This window comes from Vibrio crassostreae 9ZC13 (assembly GCF_000272045.2).
Lineage (GTDB): Bacteria > Pseudomonadota > Gammaproteobacteria > Enterobacterales > Vibrionaceae > Vibrio > Vibrio crassostreae_C.
Map to the genome: position 1 here is coordinate 890363 of NZ_AJYZ02000041.1, position 22610 is coordinate 912972.

Genomic DNA, 22610 nt, shown 5'->3' on the forward strand with positions numbered 1-22610 from the left:
CCAGCAATTGCTGGGCTTTTTTCTAAACTAACAAAGGAATGTTAATAAGGAAAAGTATGAAATATCTAGAATTAAAAGTACCACCCGTTGCACTGTTCATTATTGTATTCGTAGCATCATACTTCTGCGCTCAGCAGTCGAGCCAAGGGACACTGGCATTACCTTATGGAATGGTTGTGCTAGGCGTCGGGATCATATTGAGTGGTGTGATTGGAATATCAGGCATATGGGAATTCCGAAAACAGAAAACCACCGTTAACCCGATTAAAGTCGAAACCGCGTCTGCAGTGGTGGACAGTGGAATCTTTGGCTACACACGAAATCCAATGTATCTAGGGCTATTCATCCTACTGTTTTGCTTTGGCTACTTCTTCCAAAACCTGTTCAGTGTCTTACTCAGTTTTGTATTCGTAATCTACATGAATCAGTTCCAAATTAAGCCAGAAGAACGCGCTCTAGAGCAATTGTTCGGTGCGGAATATGTTGATTACAAACAAAAGGTTAGACGCTGGATTTAGTTTTGACTTGAGTGCCGGCTTGAGTGTCTTCGTGTAGTTAGGGATCGTACTAAAAAAGCCCAGCTTGAGGATATCAAGCTGGGCTTTATTGATCTTATTCTAGAGCTTATTTACATCGAGATGTGTAAATAAGGATGCTGATTAAGCGGCAGCTGCGAACTGAGCTAGAAACATCTCTTTACGCTCATTGAAGCGGTTTACTAGGTCGTCGACAGAAGCTTGGTCGTATGGCTTAAGGCCACTTGCTACCATGCGCTTCACACCTTTACCGACAACTTCGCCGTCTTCTTTGAAATCGAAGTTCAGTGTCACGATGCCACGCTTGCCTTCAACATCAAAAGTCGCGCCAGAGAATTCAACTTCTGGGTGAGATAGGTCTAGGCGAGTAAATTCAACTTCCATGCTCTCGTAAATCACAAGAGGACGTTGGCAGTTGATCATCATCTGTTGCTCTTCCATAAGAGGAACCATGATGTGTGGGAAGTTCATGCCAGAGAACTTAACGTAGTTTGTTACTACGTGTTCGATGAATGCTTGATCGTGGCTCTTTTCACCTTCACAAGACATGTGTAGGTACTCTTTGCCTTTCTCGTCAATCAGTGAGCTTTCTTTCTCACATTTGTTGTCAACGCTTAGTGCAATACCGTTACCCACCATACCTGAAAAATCAAAACGCATTTTTTGGCTGATGCCTTCTTTTTGCAGAAGTACTGCAAACAAAAGATCGCCAGGCACGCAGAAGCGCTTGTTGTCTTCATCGTGAATTGGGTTGAAGTCAGCGGCTACTTTTTTAGCAAAGTGGCTAGCCTGTTCACGAGTGAATTGAAATTGATTGTCTTCAGTTGAAAAGTAAGGTGTCAGAAACATAGTATCGCTATTAGTCATCAAATCTGGGGTGGATTATAGCTAACTAACTTCGTTCTAATGGTCTATCCAGTTAACTTTGCTTATATATCAGTTAATTAGATAAATACGTTGGATGGTATGTGACGATTTGAAGGGAAATATGGCCTTTGGCTCAATGCAACAAGGGCTAATCGATAGCCCTTGTTTATATGACACTCTAATGGGTGTTGTTTAGAATGTTTTTGCTTTAAAAGCTACACAAAGTGCTTTCTGGCATTAGGTGATTATGAACGGATAATTTGAGCAATAAGTTCGCTTGTTCAATATCCGGAGCAAAATATCTGTCTTTGTCGTAGAAGCTGACTTTTTCACGCAAAATCTGTTTTGCTTCTTCCACACGAGGAGAAGATAGATTCGGAGCGCGGAAGTCTAGCCCTTGTGCTGCTGCTAAATATTCTACTGCCAATATCCCACGGGTGTTTTCAGCCATGTATCTAAGCCTACGAGCGGCAAAGGTAGCCATAGATACATGATCTTCTTGGTTTGCTGATGTAGGCAGGCTGTCTATTGACGCAGGATGAGCCAATGTTTTGTTCTCACTAGCGAGTGCTGCAGACGTTACTTGAGCAATCATAAAGCCCGAGTTCACGCCGCCGTTATCGACCAAGAAAGGTGGAAGTTTGCTTAGCGCACTATCAATCAATAACGCCATTCTTCGCTCTGACAAGCTACCGATTTCTGCAATCGCAAGTGCAAGGTTATCTGCTGCCATTGCGACAGGTTCTGCGTGGAAGTTACCACCTGAAATGATGTCGCCATCGTCAGCGAAAACTAACGGGTTGTCGGATACGGCATTTGCTTCAATATTTAAGGTTTCTGCTGAATTACGAATCTGCTGTAAGCAGGCGCCCATCACTTGAGGCTGACAACGCAGTGAGTAAGGGTCTTGAACCTTTTCACAACAAGTGTGTGATTCACCAATCTCACTTTTTTGATCAAGCATATGACGGTAAGCAAGTGCTGCATCCATCTGGCCACGATGACCACGAACGCGGTGTATACGAGGGTCAAATGGACGACGGCTACCCAGCGCGGCTTCAACAGACATCGCGCCACACACGGTTGCAGACGCAAACAAGTCTTCAGCTGCGAACAGACCTTCTAATGCAAAGGCAGTCGATGCTTGTGTGCCGTTTAACAGCGCTAAGCCTTCTTTCGGCGCAAGTGTGATTGGTTCAAGACCTGCGATCTGCATTGCTTCTAAGCCAGTGATGATCTTGCCGTTGTGGCGTGCTTGGCCTTCACCTAGCAGAACGGTACTCATGTGGGCGAGGGGAGCAAGATCTCCAGATGCGCCTACTGATCCTTTTTGTGGAACACACGGGTAAACCTGCGCGTTCACAAGATCGATAAGAGCGTTAATCACTTTGAGGCGGATACCAGAGTAACCGCGAGACAAGCTGTTAATCTTCAATACCATCATCAAGCGTACGGTTTCATCAGACATGAACTTGCCAATGCCCGCAGCGTGAGAAAGTACGATACTTTTCTGTAGAACTTCGAGATCTTCAGGCGCAATCTTGGTGTTTGCTAATAAGCCAAAACCCGTGTTGATGCCATACACAGTGCGGTCTTCAGCAATCACTTGTTCGACAACTTGCATGCTCGCTTCGATATCCGGGATTGCTGCAGGATCGAGTGATAAGTTCACAGGGCTACGGCTGATTTTTCGAAGTTCAGATAGGCCAAGAAGTCCTGGCTTAAGTAATAAGTTCAACATGTTCTCTCCAGACATTAAAGGCGACGAAGTTCTTCGTTTAGCATAGGTAAATCAAGCTTCTGCTCTTTGGCACATTGCTTGGCAATATCGTAACCTGCATCAGCATGACGCATAACGCCGGTTGCTGGGTCATTGTGAAGTACGCGAGCAATACGCTGTGATGCATCTTCACTGCCGTCACAACAAATCACCATGCCTGAGTGTTGCGAGAAGCCCATACCAACGCCACCACCGTGGTGCAAAGAAACCCAAGTTGCGCCGCCCGCTGTGTTCAGAAGGGCATTCAATAGAGGCCAATCTGATACGGCATCTGATCCATCCATCATGCCTTCTGTTTCGCGGTTCGGGCTTGCTACTGAACCTGAATCTAGGTGGTCACGACCGATAACAACTGGTGCTTTCAGTTCGCCATTTTTCACCATTTCATTGAATGCTTGGCCTAAGCGTTCACGATCTTTCAAGCCAACCCAACAAATACGCGCTGGCAGGCCTTGGAACTGAATGCGTTCACGCGCCATATCTAGCCAGTTATGTAGATGTGGGTTGTCTGGAATCAGTTCTTTTACTTTTTGGTCTGTTTTGTAGATGTCTTCTGGGTCACCAGATAGTGCCGCCCAACGGAAAGGACCAATACCTTCGCAGAATAAAGGTCGAATATAAGCCGGAACGAAACCTGGGAAATCAAACGCGTTTTCTACGCCTTCTTCCAGTGCCATTTGGCGAATGTTATTACCGTAATCCACGGTCGCTGCGCCGCGGTATTGCAGGTCTAACATCGCTTGTACTTGAATCGCCATAGATTGCTTAGCGGCTTTCACCACTTTTGCTTCATCAATGGAGCGCTCTTGTGCGGCTTTCTCCATCGTCCAACCTTGCGGCAAGTAGCCGTTAAGAGGATCGTGGGCAGAGGTTTGGTCAGTCACCACATCAGGTGTGATATTGCGTTCAACTAACTCTGGGAAGACGTCTGCGGCGTTACCTAATAAGCCAACAGAGATTGGCGTGTCTGACTCTTTAATCATTGCCATCGCTTCATCTAAGCTGGTGGCTTTTTTGTCTACATAGCCAGTACGCAAGCGGTAGTCGATTCGTGATTCATCACACTCCACTGCGATCATTGAGAAGCCAGCCATCGTTGCAGCAAGAGGTTGAGCGCCGCCCATTCCACCAAGACCGCCCGTTAGAACCCACTTGCCGTTTGCTTCACCTTGGAAGTGCTTCTTCGCGATAGCGACAAAGGTTTCGTAAGTACCTTGAACGATGCCTTGTGAACCAATGTAGATCCAGCTGCCCGCGGTCATTTGGCCGTACATCATCAAGCCTTCTTTATCGAGCTCGTTGAAGTGTTCCCAGTTCGCCCAGTGTGGAACAAGGTTCGAGTTAGCGATCAGTACGCGAGGTGCGTTTTTATGAGTCGGGAACACGCCCACAGGTTTACCGGATTGAACAAGTAACGTTTGGTCGTCCTCTAAACGCTCTAATACTTCAACAATTTTGTCATAACATTTCCAATCACGTGCCGCGCGACCAATACCGCCATACACAACCAGTGCATGTGGGTGTTCTGCCACATCAGGGTCTAGGTTGTTCATCAGCATACGCAGTGGTGCTTCTGTTAACCAAGATTTAGCGCGCAAAGTGGTGCCGTGAGGTGCGCGAATTTCGCGAGTCGTGTCGAGACGAGGGTCACTGTTGTGGTGTTCCGTCATTTTGGAATTCCTTCTGTTTCACGTTATATCGTTGTAGTTGTAGTTGTAGTTGTAGTTGTAGTTGTAGTTATCGGTATCGGTATAGCTGGATTAGTCGCTGGCCATTGCACTGGCAATATCCCAACATAAACGAGCCGCTAATCGAGCCGTTTGGCCATCGACGTCGTAGTCTGGGTTGTATTCCGCTATGTCCGCGATAATGAGTTTTTCACTGTGTTGGAAAATCTGTTCTAGAAAAGGAGCAAGCGCTTCATAGCTCACGCCTCTTGCCGCTGGTGCACTTACGCCCGGCGCAGTAGCTGCGGGGAAAACATCGAGATCAATGGTGAGATAGAGATAATCACACTCAGCGATGAATTTTTGTAACTTGATCAGTTGAGCGACTTGATTCACTTGGGTCATGTTGCGGTCGTGTTCATACCACACGCCCAGTTGGTCAGCTTTGTTAAACAGCGCTTTGGTATTGCTGGCGGCACTCACACCAAGACAAGCGTAATGAAACGGCCACTGATGTGTGTGGCAGTAATCACTTATCTGGTTAAATGGTGTGCCTGAGCTCGGTTTAACATCGGTGATGTCGCTTTCAAATTCACGAAGATCAAAGTGAGCATCAAAATTAACGATGCCGATCTTAGGATTGTGTTCTGATTGAATTTTATTTAGGTGCTCAGCGAGACCTTGGAACGTTGCCCAAGCCACCTCGTGACCACCGCCAAGGGTAATCACTTTGTTGGTTGCTAAGGCATTGGCAATCACAGAAGCACACTGTTTTTGGCTGACTTCTAATTGACCATCATTGCACTCGATATCACCAAGATCGGCGATGTGTGCGTCACTGTGCCAAGCCATATTCGCCAACGCTTGGCGTATCAAGTTAGGTGCTTGTTTCGCGCCCACGCGTCCTTTATTTCTTGCAACACCGGCATCGCTGGCAAAGCCTACCAAGGCGATATCACCGTCAGTCAGCTTGTCACTTAACTCACTACTTTGCACTTGCTTGGTAATGTGATGAACGCGAGTACCGAGTGCGCCATCTTCAAGATCATTACGTCCGGTCCACACAAAGTTATGCACGGTTGTTGCGTTCTCTTGGATACCGTTGGATTTAGATTGAGTCATGACACACCTCGCCATTAACAATGCGTTTATGCAGGTGAGGAACACCGACTTGATAGCTTAGATCTGCAGGGTGGTCGATGTTCCAGATAGCCAAATCTGCGGCATAACCGATTTCGACTTTGCCTTTGGTTTGTGACTTACCAATGGCAGCCGCCGCGTTACAAGTTACACCGCGTAGCGCTTCTTCAGGCGTCGTACCAAACAGGGTGCAGCTCATGTTCATCATCAGCGTTAAGTCTGCAAAGGGAGATGTGCCGGGGTTTAGGTCGGTCGCGATCGCCATTGGAATGTTGTGTTCACGAAGTAGGGCAACGGGCGGTTGTTGAGTCTCTTTAAGGAAATAGAATGCACCGGGTAGCAAGGTGGCAACTGTGCCTGATTCAGCCAGCGCTTTGACTCCGGTTTCATCAAGGTATTCAACATGGTCGACAGAGAGTGCGCCGTATTTAGCTGCGAGCGCGCTGCCACCCATATTAGAAAGCTGTTCTGTGTGGCCTTTAATCGCGAGCCCGTGTTCTTTGGCTGCGGCAAATACACGTTCGGTTTGTTCTAGGTTGAAGCCGATAGATTCGCAGAACACGTCAACTGCATCGGCAAGCCCTTGCTCTGCAGCTTTAGGAATGATCTCTTGGCAAACCAGATCGATATAGCTGTCCGGTTGCTCTTTGTATTCGGGTGGCACAGCATGCGCTGCAAGGAGAGTGGTAGTGATCTTAATTCGGCGATGATTTTCTAACGCTTTAGCTGCACGTAACATCTTGAGTTCGTCTTCAAGTGTTAAACCATAGCCCGATTTTACTTCGATGCTGGTTACGCCACTTCTTAGCAGGCCATCGAGTCTAGGTAGTGCCATTTCAACCAGTTCAGACTCTTGCGCTGCGCGTGTTGCAGTGACTGTCGCAAGAATCCCGCCGCCTTGTTTGGCGATGTCGGTGTAAGAGATACCATTCAAACGCTGTTCAAATTCGTTGGCACGATTACCCGCAAATACGAGGTGAGTGTGGCAATCAATCAGACCTGGGGTGACGAGCTTGTTCTTGCAATCATAGGTGATGTAATCCTCAGAGTTATTAGTGCTCGGTTGTTCTACCTCATAAGCATGAGCCTCATGGTTTGAACAAGAGATAGACACGATCTTACCGTCTTCGATAACGATATCTTGAGGGGAAGAGGGCTGATAACCGTCGGCTCCCGAACTCATGGAGACCACTCGTGCGTTTCTGAGGATCAAATTCATAATCACCTAGATCTTTGCTAAATATTAAATGTATATACAAATAAATAGGCTAAACGCTGACCTGAATCAAGTTGATGTTGCAAAAATGTGATCGGCGATCAGGATGATGTTCTTTAATCTAGAAGTATCTTGGAGCTTAATTTGTACTTAGAGCCAGGATGGTAGAGCAATGCAAAGCTGATGAGGCGTTCTTTGCTCCATGTTCTTCTATTCAAAAGTAGGCAAGGTTCTGATTCAGATAGCTTTAGTGACGTTCTGATTTGAGAGTCAGGAATAATGGCTTCAACCGTGTGCTCGATTGCACTCAACGGGCAGCTTTTTGAAAGGTATTCATTGGGTGTAGAGGTTGAAAAGTCTTGCTCTAGGTATTTTGGTGCGGCTTGCGAGTTCACCCAGCGCGCTTCCAATTGAATCGGTGTGTTGTCAGCAAAGTGGATGATTTCACTATAGAATACTTCGGCATTGATCATCACACCTAACCGTGTCGCGGTGCTTTCATCTGCCTTGATGCTCTTGTGCTTGATAACCTGGCTAGCATACGTTTGACCTCGGTCTTTGATCTCTTGTGCGATGTTGTTGATATCAAGCAGCGGAGATTGCGCTTTTTCGTCTGGTTCACAAACAAAAGTACCTAGCCTTGGCTTCCTGATGAGTTTGCCTTCAGACACAAGATCTCGAATGGCTTTATTGACCGTCATTCGACTCACATTGAACTGCTCTGTGAGTTCGAGTTCTGTGGTGATTTGGTAACCCACTGGCCAGTGACCACTGTTGATATTATCGTCTATGAACTGTTTTATCTGAAGGTAGAGCGGCGCTTTCGACATAATGAAACCTTATTTGACTATACAAATAGAGTAACGGAATTTTTCACGATTTCAACATTTCCTCGGGCAATGTGACCTTATTCAACATAGATGGGGCAAATTGCTTGATTCTGTGAGGCAAGTGTCGCAAATTGTCACGTAATAACTATTCGTAAATCAGATGATTAGAAAGGGAAATAATATGTTTAAGAAATTAAAGGCCTCGTTGGGCATCGGTGCAGCAAAGGTTGATACTGTCTTAGATAATATTGAAGTTTTCCAAGGTGGAGAGTTGTCTGGCAATGTTCACATTGTTGGTGGCGACGTTGAGCAACAAATCGACTTGATTAACTTGGTTCTCAACACAGAAGTAAAAGTAGAAACGGAAGACAGTACCAGCTACGAAACCTTTTCACTGGGTCGTATTCAAGCGGTAGAGCCTTTCGTTATCCAACCGGGCGAAACCAAACTGGTTCCATTCCGACTTAAGTTAAATGATGAAACGCCAGTCACCGCGTTGAACGCACAAATGAACCAATGCCATGTGTGGGTTGAAACCAACCTAGATATCGGCTTTGCGATTGATCCTAAAGACCGTGACTTTATCTCCGTTCATCCACTGCCAACAGTCGCTAAAATTATCCAAGGTGTGGAAGCATCGGGCATGGCAATGGTGAAAGCAGACGTAGAGAAGGGCTTCTTAAAAGGCAACAGCTTTGCTTCTCGCTCTGGCTGTTACCAAGAGATTGAATTTCGCAGCGGCGGCTTTATGAATAACAAAGAGATCGAGCTGTCATTCATCGTAGATGGCTCTATGGTTCACTGCCTAGCAGAAATCGACCGCTCAATGAGCTTCCGCGGCGACCAATACATCTCATTCAGCTTACCTGCTAATGCGGCCGACTCAGACATTCGCAACGCTGTATCAAGAATCATGAGTGCGTAGTTCCCTTTCTGTTAGTAGTCGCTTTTTCTATTAATAGAGACAAGACAGTACGATTTCTATAGCCGAACTTATCCGTTCGGCTTTTTTGTATTGTAGATAAAGCCAACGAATTACTGATTGAACTATGGGTTAGGCGTTAGAAGGATCTATATAGAAGAGACATTTCAGTCATATAGTTTTGTGGTGCTGCGGGACTAACATTGTCATTTCATATTATTTCGTTACAATGTTCGGCTACTCACAGATGTGGCATCTGTATTTGCTTCTATGTGGGTATATTTATTATGCATATATCCCCAATCAGCGTACTCGTTGATTGAAAGACATATATTAAACATTTTCATGTGTTGCTTGGTGTGCAACACCACTGTAAAGGACAAATAATGCCAATTATTACTCTTCCTGACGGTAGTCAGCGTCAATTTGACAACCCTGTATCAACTCTAGATGTTGCCCTATCAATCGGTCCTGGTCTTGCGAAAGCTACCATTGCTGGTCGTGTAGACGGCGAGCGTGTTGATGCTTGTGATCTTATCGAAAACGATGCAAGCCTAGAAATCATCACAGCTAAAGATGAAGTTGATGGCCTTGAAATCGTTCGTCACTCTTGTGCTCACCTTTTAGGCCACGCGGTTAAGCAGCTTTTTCCAGAAGCGAAAATGGCGATCGGTCCTACTATCGATAACGGTTTCTACTACGATATCGATCTTGAGCACTCTCTAACGCAAGACGATCTAGAAAAGATCGAAAAGCGCATGAAAGAGCTAGCGAAGACCAAATACCAGGTTGTTAAGAAGAAAGTTAGCTGGCAGGAAGCGCGCGACGCATTCGAAGCTCGCGGCGAGACTTACAAGATTGAAATCTTGGACGAGAACGTTTCTAAAGATGATCGTCCAGGCCTGTACCATCACGAAGAATACATCGATATGTGTCGTGGTCCACACGTGCCTAACATGAGCTTCTGCCAGCACTTCACTCTACTTAACGTAGCGGGTGCATACTGGCGTGGTAACAGTGACAACAAGATGCTTCAACGTATCTACGGCACTGCATTCCACGACAAGAAGGCACTTAAAGCTCACCTTGTGCGCCTAGAAGAAGCGGCTAAACGTGACCACCGTAAAATCGGTAAAGCGCTTGACCTATTCCACATGCAGCAAGAAGCACCAGGCATGGTGTTCTGGCACCACAACGGTTGGACTATCTTCCGTGAGCTAGAAGTATTTATTCGTCAAAAACTGACTGAGTACGATTACCAAGAAGTTAAAGGCCCATTAATGATGGACCGTGTTCTTTGGGAACGCTCTGGTCACTGGGATAAGTACGCTGAAGCGATGTTCACTACTTCTTCAGAGAACCGTGAATACGCTATCAAGCCAATGAACTGTCCTGGTCACGTTCAAATCTTCAACCAAGGTTTGAAATCTTACCGTGATCTACCGCTACGTATGGCTGAGTTCGGCTCATGTCACCGTAACGAGCCGTCTGGCGCACTTCACGGCATTATGCGTGTTCGTGGCTTCACTCAAGATGATGCTCACGTATTCTGTACTGAAGACCAAGTTCAACAAGAAGTTAAAGCTTGTATTGAAATGGTTTACGATACTTACACAACTTTCGGCTTCGAAAGCATCGTTGTTAAGCTATCTACTCGTCCAGAACAGCGTGTAGGTTCAGACGAAATGTGGGACCGTGCAGAGGCTGACCTTAAGCAAGCGCTAGAGGCAATGGACATTGCATACGAGATTCAAGAAGGCGAGGGTGCGTTCTACGGACCTAAGATTGAATTTACTTTGCATGATTGTTTGGACCGCGCTTGGCAATGTGGTACAGTGCAGCTCGATTTTGCATTACCAGAACGTTTAGGTGCTACTTACGTAGGTGAAGATAACGAGCGTCACACGCCAGTTATGATCCACCGCGCGATTTTAGGTTCACTAGAACGCTTCATTGGTATTCTTATTGAAGAATACGCTGGCTTCTTCCCAACGTGGTTGGCGCCAGAACAAGCAGTTGTAATGGGCATTACAGACAAACAGTCTGAATATGTACAAGAAATTACGAAAAAACTGCAAAAAAGTGGATTTAGAGTCAAAGCAGACTTGAGAAATGAGAAGATTGGCTTTAAAATCCGCGAACATACTTTGAAACGTGTACCGTTCATGCTTGTGTGTGGTGACCAAGAAATGGAAGCCGGCGAAATTGCAGTACGTACACGTAAAGGTAAGGACCTTGGCAAATTTAAAGTGGATGACTTTATTTCATACATCCAAGCCGAGGTTTCAAGCCGTAAGCTCAATCTGGAGGAATAGCTATTAAAGGCGGAAGACGTGGCCAACAACCGGCCAAACAAAACCAGCACCGTTTAAACGGTGACATTCGTGGCGTTCGTGAAGTGCGTCTAACTGGCGCAGACGGCGAAGCTGTTGGTGTAGTATCAATCGCTGAAGCGATGGAAGCTGCAAATGAAGCTGGTATGGATCTTGTAGAGATCAGCCCTAACGCCGAGCCGCCAGTTTGTCGTGTGATGGACTACGGTAAGTTCCTCTTCGAGAAGAGCAAAGCTGCGAAAGAGCAGAAGAAGAAGCAAAAGCAGGTTCAGATCAAGGAAATTAAATTCCGACCTGGAACTGATATTGGAGACTATCAGGTAAAACTACGCAACCTGACTGGTTTCCTAGAAGACGGCAACAAAGTGAAGGTAACAATTCGCTTCCGTGGCCGCGAAATGGCTCACCAAGAAATCGGTGTTGACGTTCTTAATCGTTTGAAAGCGGATACTGAAGAATTTGCAGTAGTCGAATCTTTCCCAACGAGAATTGAAGGTCGCCAGATGATCATGGTGTTGGCCCCTAAAAAGAAGTAATTAACGGCTTTGCAAGTAATTAAACCCTGCAGCCTCAGGTTGCGGGGTTTTATTCGCCCTAATTACTATGTTATTAACAACTCAACAATGCGGAGTTATTCATCATGCCTAAGATGAAAACCAACAAAGGTGCTGCTAAGCGTTTCCAGAAAACTGCTGGTGGTATTAAGTTTAAGCACGCTGGTAAACGTCACATCCTGACTAAGCGTACTACTAAGAACAAGCGTCAGCTACGTCCGAACTCGATCCTTCCTAAATGTGAAGTTGCTCAAGTTCTACGTATGATGCCATACGCTTAATTCTTTTTAGTTTATAAATTCGTTTAGTTTAGGAGAAGCATAATGCCTCGCGTAAAACGTGGTGTACAAGCTCGTGCACGTCATAAGAAAGTTCTAAAACAAGCTAAAGGTTACTACGGAGCACGTTCACGTGTTTACCGCGTAGCTTTCCAAGCAGTTACCAAAGCTGGTCAATACGCTTACCGTGACCGTCGCAACAAGAAACGTCAATTCCGTCAACTTTGGATTGCACGTATCAACGCGGCATCTCGTCAAAATGGTCTATCTTACAGCCGTTTCATCAATGGCCTAAAGAAAGCATCTATCGAGATCGACCGTAAGATTCTTGCTGACATCGCAGTATTCGACAAAGCAGCATTTGCTGTTCTAGTTGAAAAAGCGAAAGCATCTCTATAATTTAGAGTTAGCTTAAAGGTTTAAGAAAAGGAGAACTTCGGTTCTCCTTTTTTATTGCCTGTAATTTGGCTTTGCCATACTCTCTCGCATCTCGCATCTCGCATCTCGCATCTCGCATCTCGCATCTCGCATCTCGCATCCCGCACCTAATTTTTATTCGCTTGAACACGCATTCTGGTATATAAACATTTACCTAACCTTTAAATGTAAAGCGACCGAAATAAATGACCGCACCGACCACTATGACGTTCTTCGAACGTTTTGAAACTGACATCCTATCTGGCAAGAAGACGATTACTATTCGTGATGAATCTGAGCGAGACTACCAGCCAGGCAGTGTTGTGGAAGTATCGACGCTAGAGCAAGACCGTGTGTTCTGTAATCTTAAGATCATCAGCGTTGAGCCAATTTTGTTTGATGACTTAGGTGAGTTCCATGCTCAGCAAGAGAACATGACGCTGCAAGTACTGAAAGACGTGATTCAAGATATCTACCCGGGTATCTCTCAACTGTATGTGGTTTCTTACGAGCTTGTGTAGCCCGCTTTAAATAGAATTTGTTGATCAATACTGCGTCTAACGCAGAGCAATGATAAAGGGAAGCCACAATGAGTGAATTACAGAGCGAAACAGTTCAGCAAATTTTGCTTCAACTTTATTGTCGTGAGCAAAATGAGCAGCCGTTAATCTCTAGAACTGATCTCGACATTGCTCTTTATGATAGCGAAGGCTTTCTAGCGTGGCGTGACACAAGGCGTAACTTTACGGTCAGTGATATCGAGAATCGAGTTTGGGTGAAGAGCTGCCCCGGCGGTTACATCACTGAAGTGCACTTCAATGCTGACGGTTCTTTGATTGAATATCGTTTGTTCGACCGATTTGAAACAACAGGGCAGTGGCAACTAAAAGACGGTTTGTTACACGTCGAGATTCTGAAGGGTGAGAACTGCTACCAGTTTGCTGTTGTGGCTCGTGCTGACCTTAATATTCACTCTGCGGTTGAGTATAAGAGCGGAGAGCTGCATTCGTACTTGAAGCTTGTTCAAGTTGAAAGCTAAACGCTGGTTCGTTTAATTAGCATATAAAAAAGCCAACAGTGATGTTGGCTTTGTTGTCTTCAATCTGACTGAATACTTCTATTAAGCTTCGAAGTTCGCCAATCGAGTATAAAGCTCGCTGTCTTGATCTTGCTTTGCACAAATCGTCAGTAGGTCTTCAATAAAGTACTTCAATGCACGTGCTTCAATTCGGCGAATACCTTGTTGATGTTCTTCAGTTAGGTAGCCGTAGATAGTCGCAGCGCCAAAGTCACCAAAGATCATCTGACCTTGTTCGTTCACTAAAGTGTTGTGAGCGTATAGATCACCATGAGAGACTTTATTGGCATGAAGGTGTTCAAACACATCAATCATCTGCTCTGTAATGCTATTGATTTGAGCAATTGAAAGTTCGAAACCTTCTGGGAAAGTATCACGCGTGCAAGTCTCGAGTGTTGGTGGTAGCCCTAGGTTGTAGTAGCTGTTTGGAATGAGTTCCATCACCAAAGCTAGGTAATCTTGTTCCTCTACTTGGGCGATAGATTTTACCAAGTTGTTATGGTGTCCAGCCTGCAAGCACGCTTCCAGTTCATCATGTGGGTAGCCGTCACTGGTGACTTCGCCTTTAAACACTTTAACCGCCACTTCCTGTGGAAAATCGAAGTCGCTGTTTAGCCAGCTTGCATGCGAGATCACGCCAGATGCGCCTTGGCCAAGTACTTGATTCAGTGAATAGCTTTGAGAGCTAACCGCAGGTACACTATCTAAGCTGCTAGGGTGTTTGCAAAACGGGTTACCCGCAAACGCTAACCAAGCCAGTTTTGGTAGCTTGATAAGGAACTCTGGGAATTCAGTCAACTGGTTTGCAGACAGGCGAACTAGCTCAAGGTTGGATAGGTTTTCCATGCTTTCTGGTAACACGCGAATCTTGTTACCCGCCAATGCCAGTTTCTGTAGTCGCGGTCTTTCACCTAGTGAGCTAGGCAGGGCCTCAATCTCATTGTCGGTCAGGATCAACCAGCGTAATTGAGGTGGTAGAGATACTTCACTTACGGTTTTGATTTGGTTGGTCTTGAAACCGATCATTTCAAGCTTAGGAAGTGACCCAAGAACATCAGGCAGGTGCGTAAACAGGTTATTCGACGCGAAGATAATACGCAGGTTAGTTAGCTTTGATAACTCGGCTGGTAGGTCTGACAGCTGATTACCTGAAAGGTCTAGGATCTCAAGAGAATCTGCAAGCTCTATGATTTCTAGAGGAAACTCGGTGAGACTTTCCGACAGTTTTAAGCGCTTAATACCTTTAAGTTGCCCTGATTTTAATTGTTCTAGAGTATGCAAACCTTAGCCTTATGAATAGATGTTCGAGGCGTGTAGTTTACTTGTCTCAATCGAGAAAGGCGAGCACCGGAGCGATGCTCGCGTAACTACACTAAGTGAACGAATTTACGAAGGTTAAAGTCGTATATGGTTTTGGCTGACGCCGACCTCCTTAACAAAATCAGCATCATGACTCACCAAGATAAATGCGCCTTGGTATTCACGTAAAGCGGACGCCAATACTTGCTTTGAGTCGATGTCTAGATGGTTGTCCGGTTCATCGAGCAATAGAAGCGGGGTGTCTTGTTTGTGGCTAACGATCAACATCGCCAGTTTCATTTTTTCACCACCACTTAAATGAGACACTTTTCGGTATACGGAGTCTCGCCTGAACCCTATTCCAGCGAGCAAGGTTCGTGCGTCACTTTCTGTTAACCCAAAGCTGTGTGTCATCAAACTATCGAATATGGTGTCGTTGGTGTCTAACAGGCCAAAATGTTGATCCAAGTATACGGTCGCCCCTAAGCGCTTAATGGATCCGATATAGTTCGAGTGCTGGCCATGAATGGCTTTTAACAGAGTCGATTTTCCGCACCCGTTAGCCCCGGTTAGATAGCATCGTTCGCCTTGTGATAGAGATAAGCTAATAGGAACACCAGAACCAAAATTTAGGCGACACTCTTCAACGGTTAATAGTGAGTGTTTTTTAGTAGCATTCGCTTGTTGTAGGTACAACGCTTGCGGCTTCAGTTGCTCTTGCTGTTCTTTAAGAGATTGAAGCTTATGTTGGTTTTGATCCTTTAAGTTCTTGTGGCTTGTTGCCGATGCGCCTTGGGTTCGCCCTGCTTTATCTTTCATGGCATCCAATAATATCTTGGGTTGGCTACCTGATTTTCGGAGTCGGTTACCTTGAGCCTCACGTTGTTGAGCTTTTTCCTTGTTAATCTGAGCTTGGCGCTCGAGTCGTTTCTTTTCCGATTGATGATGCGTTATCTGCTTGTCCAGTGCTTCACTTTGACTCGACATTTGCGTGAAGTAATCATCGTAGTTTCCTTTGTAGAAACGTAATCCCAAACTGTTGAGATGATAGATCCCTTCCATGTGTCTCAATAAGCTTCGATCGTGACTGACGACAAGCACTTTTCCTTCAAATAACTGGCACTGTTCTAGTAACCAATTACGCCCGTCGCTATCCAAATGGTTTGTCGGTTCGTCGAGAATCAGTACGTCGTAGTTTGATACGAATAAGCGATGAAGCTGCAATAGGGATAGCTGCCCGCCGCTCAATGTATGGCACGGTGTGGTTAACCCACTGGTTATTTTCAATGTGGCTAAAAGTTGCTTTGTGTTCGCTTGTAAATCCCAATCCTCGCCAACGATATTGAAGTGCTGAAGTTCGCAGCTGCCTTGTTCTATGGCATGTAATGCGTCTAACTTTTCGGTGATCCCCAAGAAGTCAGCAATGCTGGTTGTGCTATCCAATAGCTTTGAAGGCAACTGGGAGTAAAAGCCGATCGAGCCTTGTTTGGAAATGCTGCCTGATGTGGGTTGTGTTTGCCCGACCAGTAACGAAAGCAGTAGTGACTTCCCAGCCCCATTTCTTCCGACCAAGCCTGTCAGGCGACAGCTCAAAATAAAGGTGATGTCTTTGAATAACCACTCACCAGTATCGAGCTGGAATGAGAGATTGTTGGCTAATATAGTAGGCATAAAAATACCTCCCTTTACGTGTAAACGAGTAAAAGGGGTGAGGCGCTTTTCTACATAGGCTCCAACATAGGAGTTTAAGAATAGATCGCCAAGACGTTACTTAGGTAGATGACCAATCAAAGATAGAAAAGTTGCGTTGAGATAATTTCTGCCTTTGAGGTACAGTTCTGCAAGATGCATGTTGTCAAAATACGGATCTTTAAGAACTTGATTTGTCGCGAAAATAGATGACGAAGTAACGCCCACTAACCCCGAGTGTCCAAATGATTTTTATAAAAATAAATCGGATGTCAGGATGTTAGTACTTCATTATGGCGTTATTCTCTTTTGAAATGATGGTGGGATGGTACTGAAAGAACGTACTCTGAGTCAATATGCTGAGGTGGTTAAATTGTGTTCAAATAATTAAAGCGCCTGTGTGGCGCTTTAGTGATCATTATTGGAAATAAGTTGAGTCTAGAATTTATATCTTTGGGTTTAGAGCTTAGAGCTTAGAGCCTTGGGCTTAAAGCTACTTGGTTTGCCCGCCGACAGCTCGCCAGCACATGTCAAAGCTATCGCTGATGTACTTGGCTGACTGCTCTGGTGGCAACTCATTCTGTTCAATTAACCAGTTTGCACAAATCAAAAAGTGGCTGTGGATGAAGTGCCTAACAAGATTGATGTCTAATACCATCAGTTCACCAGTTTCTTGTCCTTTCAAAATGATCTCGTCTAACGATGCGAACATCTTTGAGACGATGACTTCTCGAGTTTGAGTCGTTGGGTCGAAATGAACATTGGTGAAAAACTTCATCGCAACTGGATTTTCTAGCGCCCATTCAAGCCCTGTGATCCACATGAACTTAAAGGCTTGGTAGCGATCTTGTTCAGCGATTTCGGTGTGCTGGTCAAGGGTAGAAAATAGCTCTATTTTCAGTTCACGAAACAGTTCATCAATCAGTAGAGATTTGTTCTCGAAGTGGTGAAACAGTGTCGCCTTTGCTACGCCTGCTGTTTTCGCTATTTGTCCTGTAGATGTGCCCTCGAGCCCTTGCTGAGAAAAGAGCAGGAGCGCAGCATCTAGGATTTTTTGCCTTTTCGTAATCATCTATTTAGTACTTTGAACAGAATCTTTTTAATTGGGTTGTTGTAAGGAGGGTGCATTAACTTAGTGAAGTTAATTTTTCCTCTACTTAGAACGGTTTTGGCATGGCTAAAGGTCTTGAAGCCTTCAATACCGTGATAGTGTCCCATGCCTGAAGGGCCAATGCCACCGAACGGCGCATCTTCTGCTGCCACATGCACTAGCGAGTCGTTGATACAAACACCGCCAGAATGCGTATTCGATAAGAACTGGTCTTGGGTCTGTTTATCATGACTCATCAGATACAGAGCAAGTGGACGTTCTCTTGCTGTGATGTAGCTGATCGCTTCTTCAATAGAGTCATAAGGCACGATAGGCAGAATAGGGCCAAACAACTCTTCTTGCATCGCAACCATATCGTCGTTCACTTCGGTTAGAAGGTGTGGCGTCATTCTGTGGTTTACATCATCTTGTGCTTGTTCGGTGACAGTGTGAATAACCGCGCCTTTGGCTTGTGCGTCTTCGATAACACCTTTCAAGCGATTGTATTGGCGCATGTTGATCACTGAGGTTAAGTCTTTGCTCTCAATACCGGCTTTATAAAGCTTCTTGAAATAACGCTTATAGGCTGTGATGAACTCGTCCGATTTTTCTCGCGGCAATAAGATGTAATCAGGCGCTACACATATCTGGCCAGCGTTTAAGCTTTTTGCAAACAGGATACGTTCAACAGCGTCAGCTACATCAAAATCAGGGGCAATGATGGTTGGAGATTTGCCGCCTAACTCCAGGGTAACTGGTGTTAAGTTGTTAGCCGCTGCTCTCATAACGTGTTTACCCACAGCGGTTGAGCCTGTGAAAAGGATATGGTCAAACGGCAGTTGGCTAAATTTAGCGGAAACGTCAGCTTCGCCTTCGATAACAGCGATCTGATCTTCACTAAAGCCTTCGGCCAACATCGCTTTTAAAACTCGGTTGGTCGCTGGAGTAAACTCCGACATCTTGAGCATCGCCGTGTTGCCCGCTGCTAACGCTGTGATCAGAGGGCCTAAAGAGAGCATGACTGGGAAGTTCCAAGGCACGATGATACCAACCACACCTACTGGCTGATAATGCACAGTAATCTTGGCTGGTGTTAGCATCAAGCCGGCTTTTCGACGTGAAGGCTTCAACCACTTCTTCAGGTTTTTATCACTGTAATTGATCTGGTGTAGGGAAGGGGTGATGTCAGCAATTAAGCTGTCGTGCTCTGCTCGATGGCCATAATCTTCTGATACCGCTTCAATTAACTGCTCTTGGTAGCGCATTAATAGTTTTTTCAAGACTGAGAGATCATTTCGTCTCTGATCAAGTGTTGGATTAACGTTGTTACGGTAGTGATCTTGTTGTCGGTTGAATATTTGATCCATGTCGTTGGTGCTCGACGTGTTTGGTTCAAGGTCTAGATTATGGCTCATAGTATCCCCTAAATTCTAAGGCTGACCGATTGGTTGGTCAGTTAAAATTACAAGAAGATTGAACCGAATACAAGATATGCGCGAGAAAAGTTCAAAAATTGAGCGGTTACAACATTGAAGTGAGCGAGTTCTAGTAGGAAGAATGAAGTGTTTATCGGCATCGAATCGCGGGACACAAGCTGTGTTGGTGATAGCGAGAGTTCAGATTGTGAAGTGCTTATATTTGTCACAACTCTGACTTAACCTCACTCAATTTACTAAAAATCTTTTGGTTTCTGCACATTTTTTCTCCCTAATTTAATGTGAGAAATTGCTTTATATTTAATGCGCTTCAGCCTGTTTTTTACCCTAAAACCTTGTAATTCCTTACCTGTCATTTTAAGTCGATCTGTCGATAAAAAAACGTAATCGTCACCACAAATATCAATGGTTGGACTCGCTCTTAATAATATCGGTTAATGCAGCCAACAAATCGTTTTTGAACGCTTTTTGTTGGGTTATACCTCGCTATTCCAAAGAGGTATCTTCTGTCGATGGCCCTATAGTGTGAGGTCTCTAGAATTGGAAAATTCGGTTAATTTGGAACGCATCCGTGCTGAGTATAATGTAAAGCACTGGAGCCAAGGTTTTTATGGAATTGATGATAACGGTGAGGTGTATGTTTCACCGAGCGAGACGGATCATCAAGTCCCACTAAGTAAGATCGTAAAACAGTTAGAGCAAAGAAATATTGGTTTACCTGCTCTTGTGCGTTTTCCTCAAATAGTGCATCAACGTGTGCACAATATCTGTAACGCATTTAACCAAGCGATCGACGAATATCAGTACGACAATCGTTACCTACTTGTTTATCCGATTAAAGTTAACCAACAAAAAGAAGTGGTTGATGAGATCTTAGCGAGCCAAGCTCAATTAGAGCAAAAGCAGCTAGGACTAGAGGCGGGCAGCAAACCTGAACTATTAGCGGTATTGGCGCTGGCTCAAAAAGCGAGCTCTGTGATCGTGTGTAACGGTTACAAAGACAGAGAATACATCCGTCTTGCGCTGATTGGCGAAAAGCTAGGCCACAAAGTCTTTATCGTTCTAGAGAAGTTGTCTGAGCTTGATCTTGTTCTTTCTGAAGCGAAAGCACTTGGCGTAAAACCTCGTTTGGGTTTACGTATCCGTCTTGCTTCTCAAGGCGCAGGTAAATGGCAAGCAAGTGGTGGTGAGAAGTCGAAATTCGGTTTGTCTGCATCACAAGTGCTTACTGTTATCGAACGCTTGAAAGCCGAAGACCAGCTGGATGTACTTGAACTTGTGCACTTCCACCTAGGTTCACAAATGGCAAACATTCGTGACGTGCGAAATGGCGTGAGTGAAGCAGCTCGTTTCTACTGTGAACTGCGTGATATTGGCGTTCAACTGAAGTTCTTAGATGTTGGTGGTGGCTTGGCAGTCGATTACGACGGCACGCGTAGCCAATCTTCAAACTCAATGAATTACGGCTTGCTTGAGTACGCTCGTAACATCGTGATGACAGTAGGGGATATTTGTAAACTCTACAATCAGCCACAACCTGTGATTATTTCGGAGTCTGGTCGCTCACTGACTGCGCACCATGCTGTGTTGATCACCAACGTGATTGGTACTGAAAGCTACTCACCGGAAGATATGGCTGCGCCAGAAGCAGACGCACCACTGTTGCTAAACAACATGTGGAAGAACTTCTTGGAGTTAGATGCAGGTAATGATGACCGCGCGCTGATTGAGATCTACAACGACACGCAAAGTGATATCGCAGAAGCACACAACCAATTTGCGACAGGCATGCTGAACCTTCAGCACCGTGCTTGGGCAGAACAGATGTCTTTGCGTATTAACTATGAACTTAGCTCTCGTATGAGTACTAAGAACCGCTACCACCGTCCAATCTTGGATGAGTTGAGTGAGCGTTTGGCTGATAAGTTTTTCGTGAACTTCTCTTTGTTCCAATCGTTGCCAGATGCTTGGGGTATCGATCAGGTGTTCCCTGTATTGCCTCTAAGTGGTTTGGACAATGCGGACGAGCGACGCGCGGTAGTACTGGATATCACATGTGATTCTGACGGTACGATCGATCAGTATGTTGACGGCCAGGGCATTGAAACAACGTTGCCAGTTCCAGCATGGAATCCAGACGAACCTTACCTGATGGGCTTCTTCTTAGTAGGCGCATACCAAGAGATCTTGGGTGATATGCATAACCTATTTGGTGATACGCACAGTGTGGTGGTGAACGTTGATGAGAGCGGAGAAGCGAACATTGACTACATCAACGAAGGCGACACGGTTGAAGACATGATGCGTTATGTTCATATCGATATGGACCTAATTCGTCAGAACTACAAAGAATTGGTAACGGCGAAAGTACCAGCGCAAGAGCAGCAAAGCGTACTTGAAGAGTTAGAGCAAGGCTTGATGGGTTACACCTATCTTGAGGATTTTTAATGAACGATCTATTTACGAAACCAGATTACTCGTTGTACTCCAATGCGATGACGTTTATGCGTCGTCCATTGGTGCAAAACCCAATCGACAACGATGCTGATGTGGTTGTGTTGGGCGCGCCGTTAGATATGGCGACGTCTGGTCGTCCGGGTGCTCGTATGGGACCTGATGCGATTCGTCGTGCGTCAGTAAACTTGGCGTGGGAAGGTAAAAAATTCCCTTGGGACTTCAATGTATTTGAACACACCTCGGTCATTGATGCTGGCGACCTTGTGTTTGATTGCGGTGATGCAGAAGACCTAACTCAACGTTTAGAAGCGGCGGCTGATGCGATTTTAAATAGCGGTAAAACATTGCTTGGATTAGGTGGCGATCACTTCATTACACTGCCTTTGTTAAGAGCATATGGCAAGAAGTACGGTGAGATGGCTCTGATTCACTTCGACGCGCACACTGACACTTACAGTCAGGGTAGTCGTTACGATCACGGTACTATGTTCTACCATGCGCCAAATGAAGGTTTAATTTCGCCTGAACATTCAGTGCAAATTGGTATTCGTACAGAGTACAAGCAGGAAGGGCACGGCTTTAACGTTATTAACGCGATGCAAGCGAACGACATGAGCGTGGACGAGATCATTGCTCAAGTGAAAGGTATTGTTGGTAATAAGCCAGTGTACTTAACGTTTGATATCGATTGTCTGGATCCTGCTTTTGCTCCGGGTACCGGCACACCAGTATGTGGTGGTTTGAACTCAGATAAAGTGCTCAAAATCATCCGTGGCTTACAGGGTATCAACATGGTTGGTATGGACGTTGTAGAAGTGTCTCCTGCCTATGACCAAAGCGAAATTACGGCATTGGCTGGTGCGACGATTGCTCTCGAGCTGCTTTACGTCTGGACTGCAAATCGCCTTGCTAAATAGTTGTGTGTCATTGCTAACAGCATAACGCTATATACTGATTTTAAAGCCCACTAAGGTTCAACTTAGTGGGCTTTTTTGGATACCTCGAAATATCCATTTGCAAC

General features: G+C 45.2%; 20 protein-coding genes. 10 read left to right on the plus strand and 10 right to left on the minus strand.

The genetic code is table 11. The features are described from left to right. Positions 1–56: 56 nt before the first annotated feature. On the plus strand, positions 57–518 hold the full coding sequence (locus A136_RS18400) for a methyltransferase family protein (RefSeq protein WP_017063594.1): 462 nt from the start codon (positions 57–59) through the stop codon (positions 516–518). Positions 519–659: 141 nt separating this feature from the next. On the opposite strand, the gene A136_RS18405 is transcribed toward A136_RS18400, so the two are convergent. The 6 genes from A136_RS18405 to hutC all read right to left on the minus strand — a co-directional run bounded on the left by A136_RS18405 (position 660) and on the right by hutC (position 8036). Next, a complete protein-coding gene (locus tag A136_RS18405; protein ID WP_017063595.1) occupies positions 660–1385 on the minus strand; it encodes a DUF3581 domain-containing protein in 726 nt (241 codons plus the stop codon). Positions 1386–1611: 226 nt separating this feature from the next. Next, the gene (gene hutH / locus A136_RS18410; protein ID WP_017063596.1) at positions 1612–3144 is read right to left on the minus strand and encodes a histidine ammonia-lyase; all 1533 of its coding nucleotides are present in this window, start codon (positions 3142–3144) and stop codon (positions 1612–1614) included. A gap of 14 nt (positions 3145–3158) precedes the next feature. After that, a complete protein-coding gene (hutU, locus tag A136_RS18415; RefSeq protein ID WP_017063597.1) occupies positions 3159–4853 on the minus strand; it encodes a urocanate hydratase in 1695 nt (564 codons plus the stop codon). Between the two features lie 90 nt (positions 4854–4943). After that, on the minus strand, positions 4944–5972 hold the full coding sequence (hutG, locus tag A136_RS18420; protein WP_017063598.1) for a formimidoylglutamase: 1029 nt from the start codon (positions 5970–5972) through the stop codon (positions 4944–4946). Then, positions 5959–7209: an imidazolonepropionase gene (gene hutI, locus A136_RS18425; RefSeq protein ID WP_029235149.1), complete on the minus strand. Its 1251-nt coding sequence runs from the start codon at positions 7207–7209 to the stop codon at positions 5959–5961. The genes hutG and hutI overlap by 14 nt, the downstream gene beginning before the upstream one ends. A gap of 113 nt (positions 7210–7322) precedes the next feature. Further along, the gene (gene hutC, locus A136_RS18430) at positions 7323–8036 is read right to left on the minus strand and encodes a histidine utilization repressor (RefSeq protein WP_017063600.1); all 714 of its coding nucleotides are present in this window, start codon (positions 8034–8036) and stop codon (positions 7323–7325) included. 181 nt (positions 8037–8217) lie between these two features. Between hutC and A136_RS18435 the strand changes: the two genes are divergently transcribed. The 7 genes from A136_RS18435 to A136_RS18465 all read left to right on the plus strand — a co-directional run bounded on the left by A136_RS18435 (position 8218) and on the right by A136_RS18465 (position 13579). Next, on the plus strand, positions 8218–8961 hold the full coding sequence (locus A136_RS18435) for a sporulation protein (RefSeq protein WP_017063601.1): 744 nt from the start codon (positions 8218–8220) through the stop codon (positions 8959–8961). 383 nt (positions 8962–9344) lie between these two features. Further along, on the plus strand, positions 9345–11273 hold the full coding sequence (gene thrS / locus A136_RS18440; protein ID WP_017059786.1) for a threonine--tRNA ligase: 1929 nt from the start codon (positions 9345–9347) through the stop codon (positions 11271–11273). A 2-nt stretch (positions 11274–11275) separates the two neighbouring features. After that, positions 11276–11827 (plus strand): translation initiation factor IF-3, encoded by a 552-nt coding sequence (gene infC, locus A136_RS18445; protein ID WP_076654893.1) that lies wholly within the window; start codon positions 11276–11278, stop codon positions 11825–11827. Positions 11828–11931: 104 nt separating this feature from the next. Continuing rightward, a complete protein-coding gene (gene rpmI / locus A136_RS18450) occupies positions 11932–12126 on the plus strand; it encodes a 50S ribosomal protein L35 (protein WP_004738430.1) in 195 nt (64 codons plus the stop codon). Between the two features lie 42 nt (positions 12127–12168). Next, complete coding sequence (gene rplT / locus A136_RS18455) at positions 12169–12522, plus strand: 50S ribosomal protein L20 (RefSeq protein WP_004733517.1); 354 nt, start codon at positions 12169–12171, stop codon at positions 12520–12522. 224 nt (positions 12523–12746) lie between these two features. Beyond that, positions 12747–13061: a N(4)-acetylcytidine aminohydrolase gene (yqfB, locus tag A136_RS18460; RefSeq protein ID WP_017063603.1), complete on the plus strand. Its 315-nt coding sequence runs from the start codon at positions 12747–12749 to the stop codon at positions 13059–13061. 68 nt (positions 13062–13129) lie between these two features. Beyond that, positions 13130–13579 (plus strand): hypothetical protein, encoded by a 450-nt coding sequence (locus A136_RS18465; RefSeq protein ID WP_017063604.1) that lies wholly within the window; start codon positions 13130–13132, stop codon positions 13577–13579. 81 nt (positions 13580–13660) lie between these two features. Here A136_RS18465 and A136_RS18470 read toward each other — a convergent pair whose 3' ends face one another. The 4 genes from A136_RS18470 to A136_RS18485 form a co-directional block, all read right to left on the minus strand. Next, positions 13661–14899: a leucine-rich repeat-containing protein kinase family protein gene (locus tag A136_RS18470; protein ID WP_017063605.1), complete on the minus strand. Its 1239-nt coding sequence runs from the start codon at positions 14897–14899 to the stop codon at positions 13661–13663. Positions 14900–15013: 114 nt separating this feature from the next. Further along, positions 15014–16588 carry an ABC-F family ATP-binding cassette domain-containing protein gene (locus A136_RS18475; protein WP_017063606.1) on the minus strand — a complete coding sequence of 525 codons (1575 nt, stop codon included), beginning with the start codon at positions 16586–16588 and terminating at the stop codon, positions 15014–15016. A 511-nt stretch (positions 16589–17099) separates the two neighbouring features. Beyond that, positions 17100–17678 (minus strand): TetR/AcrR family transcriptional regulator, encoded by a 579-nt coding sequence (locus tag A136_RS18480; RefSeq protein ID WP_017063607.1) that lies wholly within the window; start codon positions 17676–17678, stop codon positions 17100–17102. Further along, a complete protein-coding gene (locus A136_RS18485) occupies positions 17675–19111 on the minus strand; it encodes a coniferyl aldehyde dehydrogenase (RefSeq protein ID WP_017063608.1) in 1437 nt (478 codons plus the stop codon). Before A136_RS18485 ends, A136_RS18480 begins: the two co-directional genes overlap by 4 nt. Positions 19112–19672: 561 nt before the next feature. On the opposite strand from A136_RS18485, the gene speA reads away from it, so the two are divergent. Beyond that, on the plus strand, positions 19673–21580 hold the full coding sequence (gene speA, locus A136_RS18490) for an arginine decarboxylase (RefSeq protein ID WP_032546791.1): 1908 nt from the start codon (positions 19673–19675) through the stop codon (positions 21578–21580). Next, on the plus strand, positions 21580–22506 hold the full coding sequence (gene speB / locus A136_RS18495; RefSeq protein WP_017063610.1) for an agmatinase: 927 nt from the start codon (positions 21580–21582) through the stop codon (positions 22504–22506). The genes speA and speB overlap by 1 nt, the downstream gene beginning before the upstream one ends. The last annotated feature ends 104 nt before the right edge of the window (positions 22507–22610 follow it).

Coding starts and splice junctions, on each gene's coding strand:
- A136_RS18400 (WP_017063594.1), top strand. CDS start 57: ATGAAATATCTAGAATTAAAAGTACCACCCGTTGCACTGTTCATTATT.
- A136_RS18405 (WP_017063595.1), bottom strand. CDS start 1,385: ATGTTTCTGACACCTTACTTTTCAACTGAAGACAATCAATTTCAATTC.
- hutH (WP_017063596.1), bottom strand. CDS start 3,144: ATGTTGAACTTATTACTTAAGCCAGGACTTCTTGGCCTATCTGAACTT.
- hutU (WP_017063597.1), bottom strand. CDS start 4,853: ATGACGGAACACCACAACAGTGACCCTCGTCTCGACACGACTCGCGAA.
- hutG (WP_017063598.1), bottom strand. CDS start 5,972: ATGACTCAATCTAAATCCAACGGTATCCAAGAGAACGCAACAACCGTG.
- hutI (WP_029235149.1), bottom strand. CDS start 7,209: ATGAATTTGATCCTCAGAAACGCACGAGTGGTCTCCATGAGTTCGGGA.
- hutC (WP_017063600.1), bottom strand. CDS start 8,036: ATGTCGAAAGCGCCGCTCTACCTTCAGATAAAACAGTTCATAGACGAT.
- A136_RS18435 (WP_017063601.1), top strand. CDS start 8,218: ATGTTTAAGAAATTAAAGGCCTCGTTGGGCATCGGTGCAGCAAAGGTT.
- thrS (WP_017059786.1), top strand. CDS start 9,345: ATGCCAATTATTACTCTTCCTGACGGTAGTCAGCGTCAATTTGACAAC.
- rpmI (WP_004738430.1), top strand. CDS start 11,932: ATGCCTAAGATGAAAACCAACAAAGGTGCTGCTAAGCGTTTCCAGAAA.
- rplT (WP_004733517.1), top strand. CDS start 12,169: ATGCCTCGCGTAAAACGTGGTGTACAAGCTCGTGCACGTCATAAGAAA.
- yqfB (WP_017063603.1), top strand. CDS start 12,747: ATGACCGCACCGACCACTATGACGTTCTTCGAACGTTTTGAAACTGAC.
- A136_RS18465 (WP_017063604.1), top strand. CDS start 13,130: ATGAGTGAATTACAGAGCGAAACAGTTCAGCAAATTTTGCTTCAACTT.
- A136_RS18475 (WP_017063606.1), bottom strand. CDS start 16,588: ATGCCTACTATATTAGCCAACAATCTCTCATTCCAGCTCGATACTGGT.
- A136_RS18480 (WP_017063607.1), bottom strand. CDS start 17,678: ATGATTACGAAAAGGCAAAAAATCCTAGATGCTGCGCTCCTGCTCTTT.
- A136_RS18485 (WP_017063608.1), bottom strand. CDS start 19,111: ATGAGCCATAATCTAGACCTTGAACCAAACACGTCGAGCACCAACGAC.
- speB (WP_017063610.1), top strand. CDS start 21,580: ATGAACGATCTATTTACGAAACCAGATTACTCGTTGTACTCCAATGCG.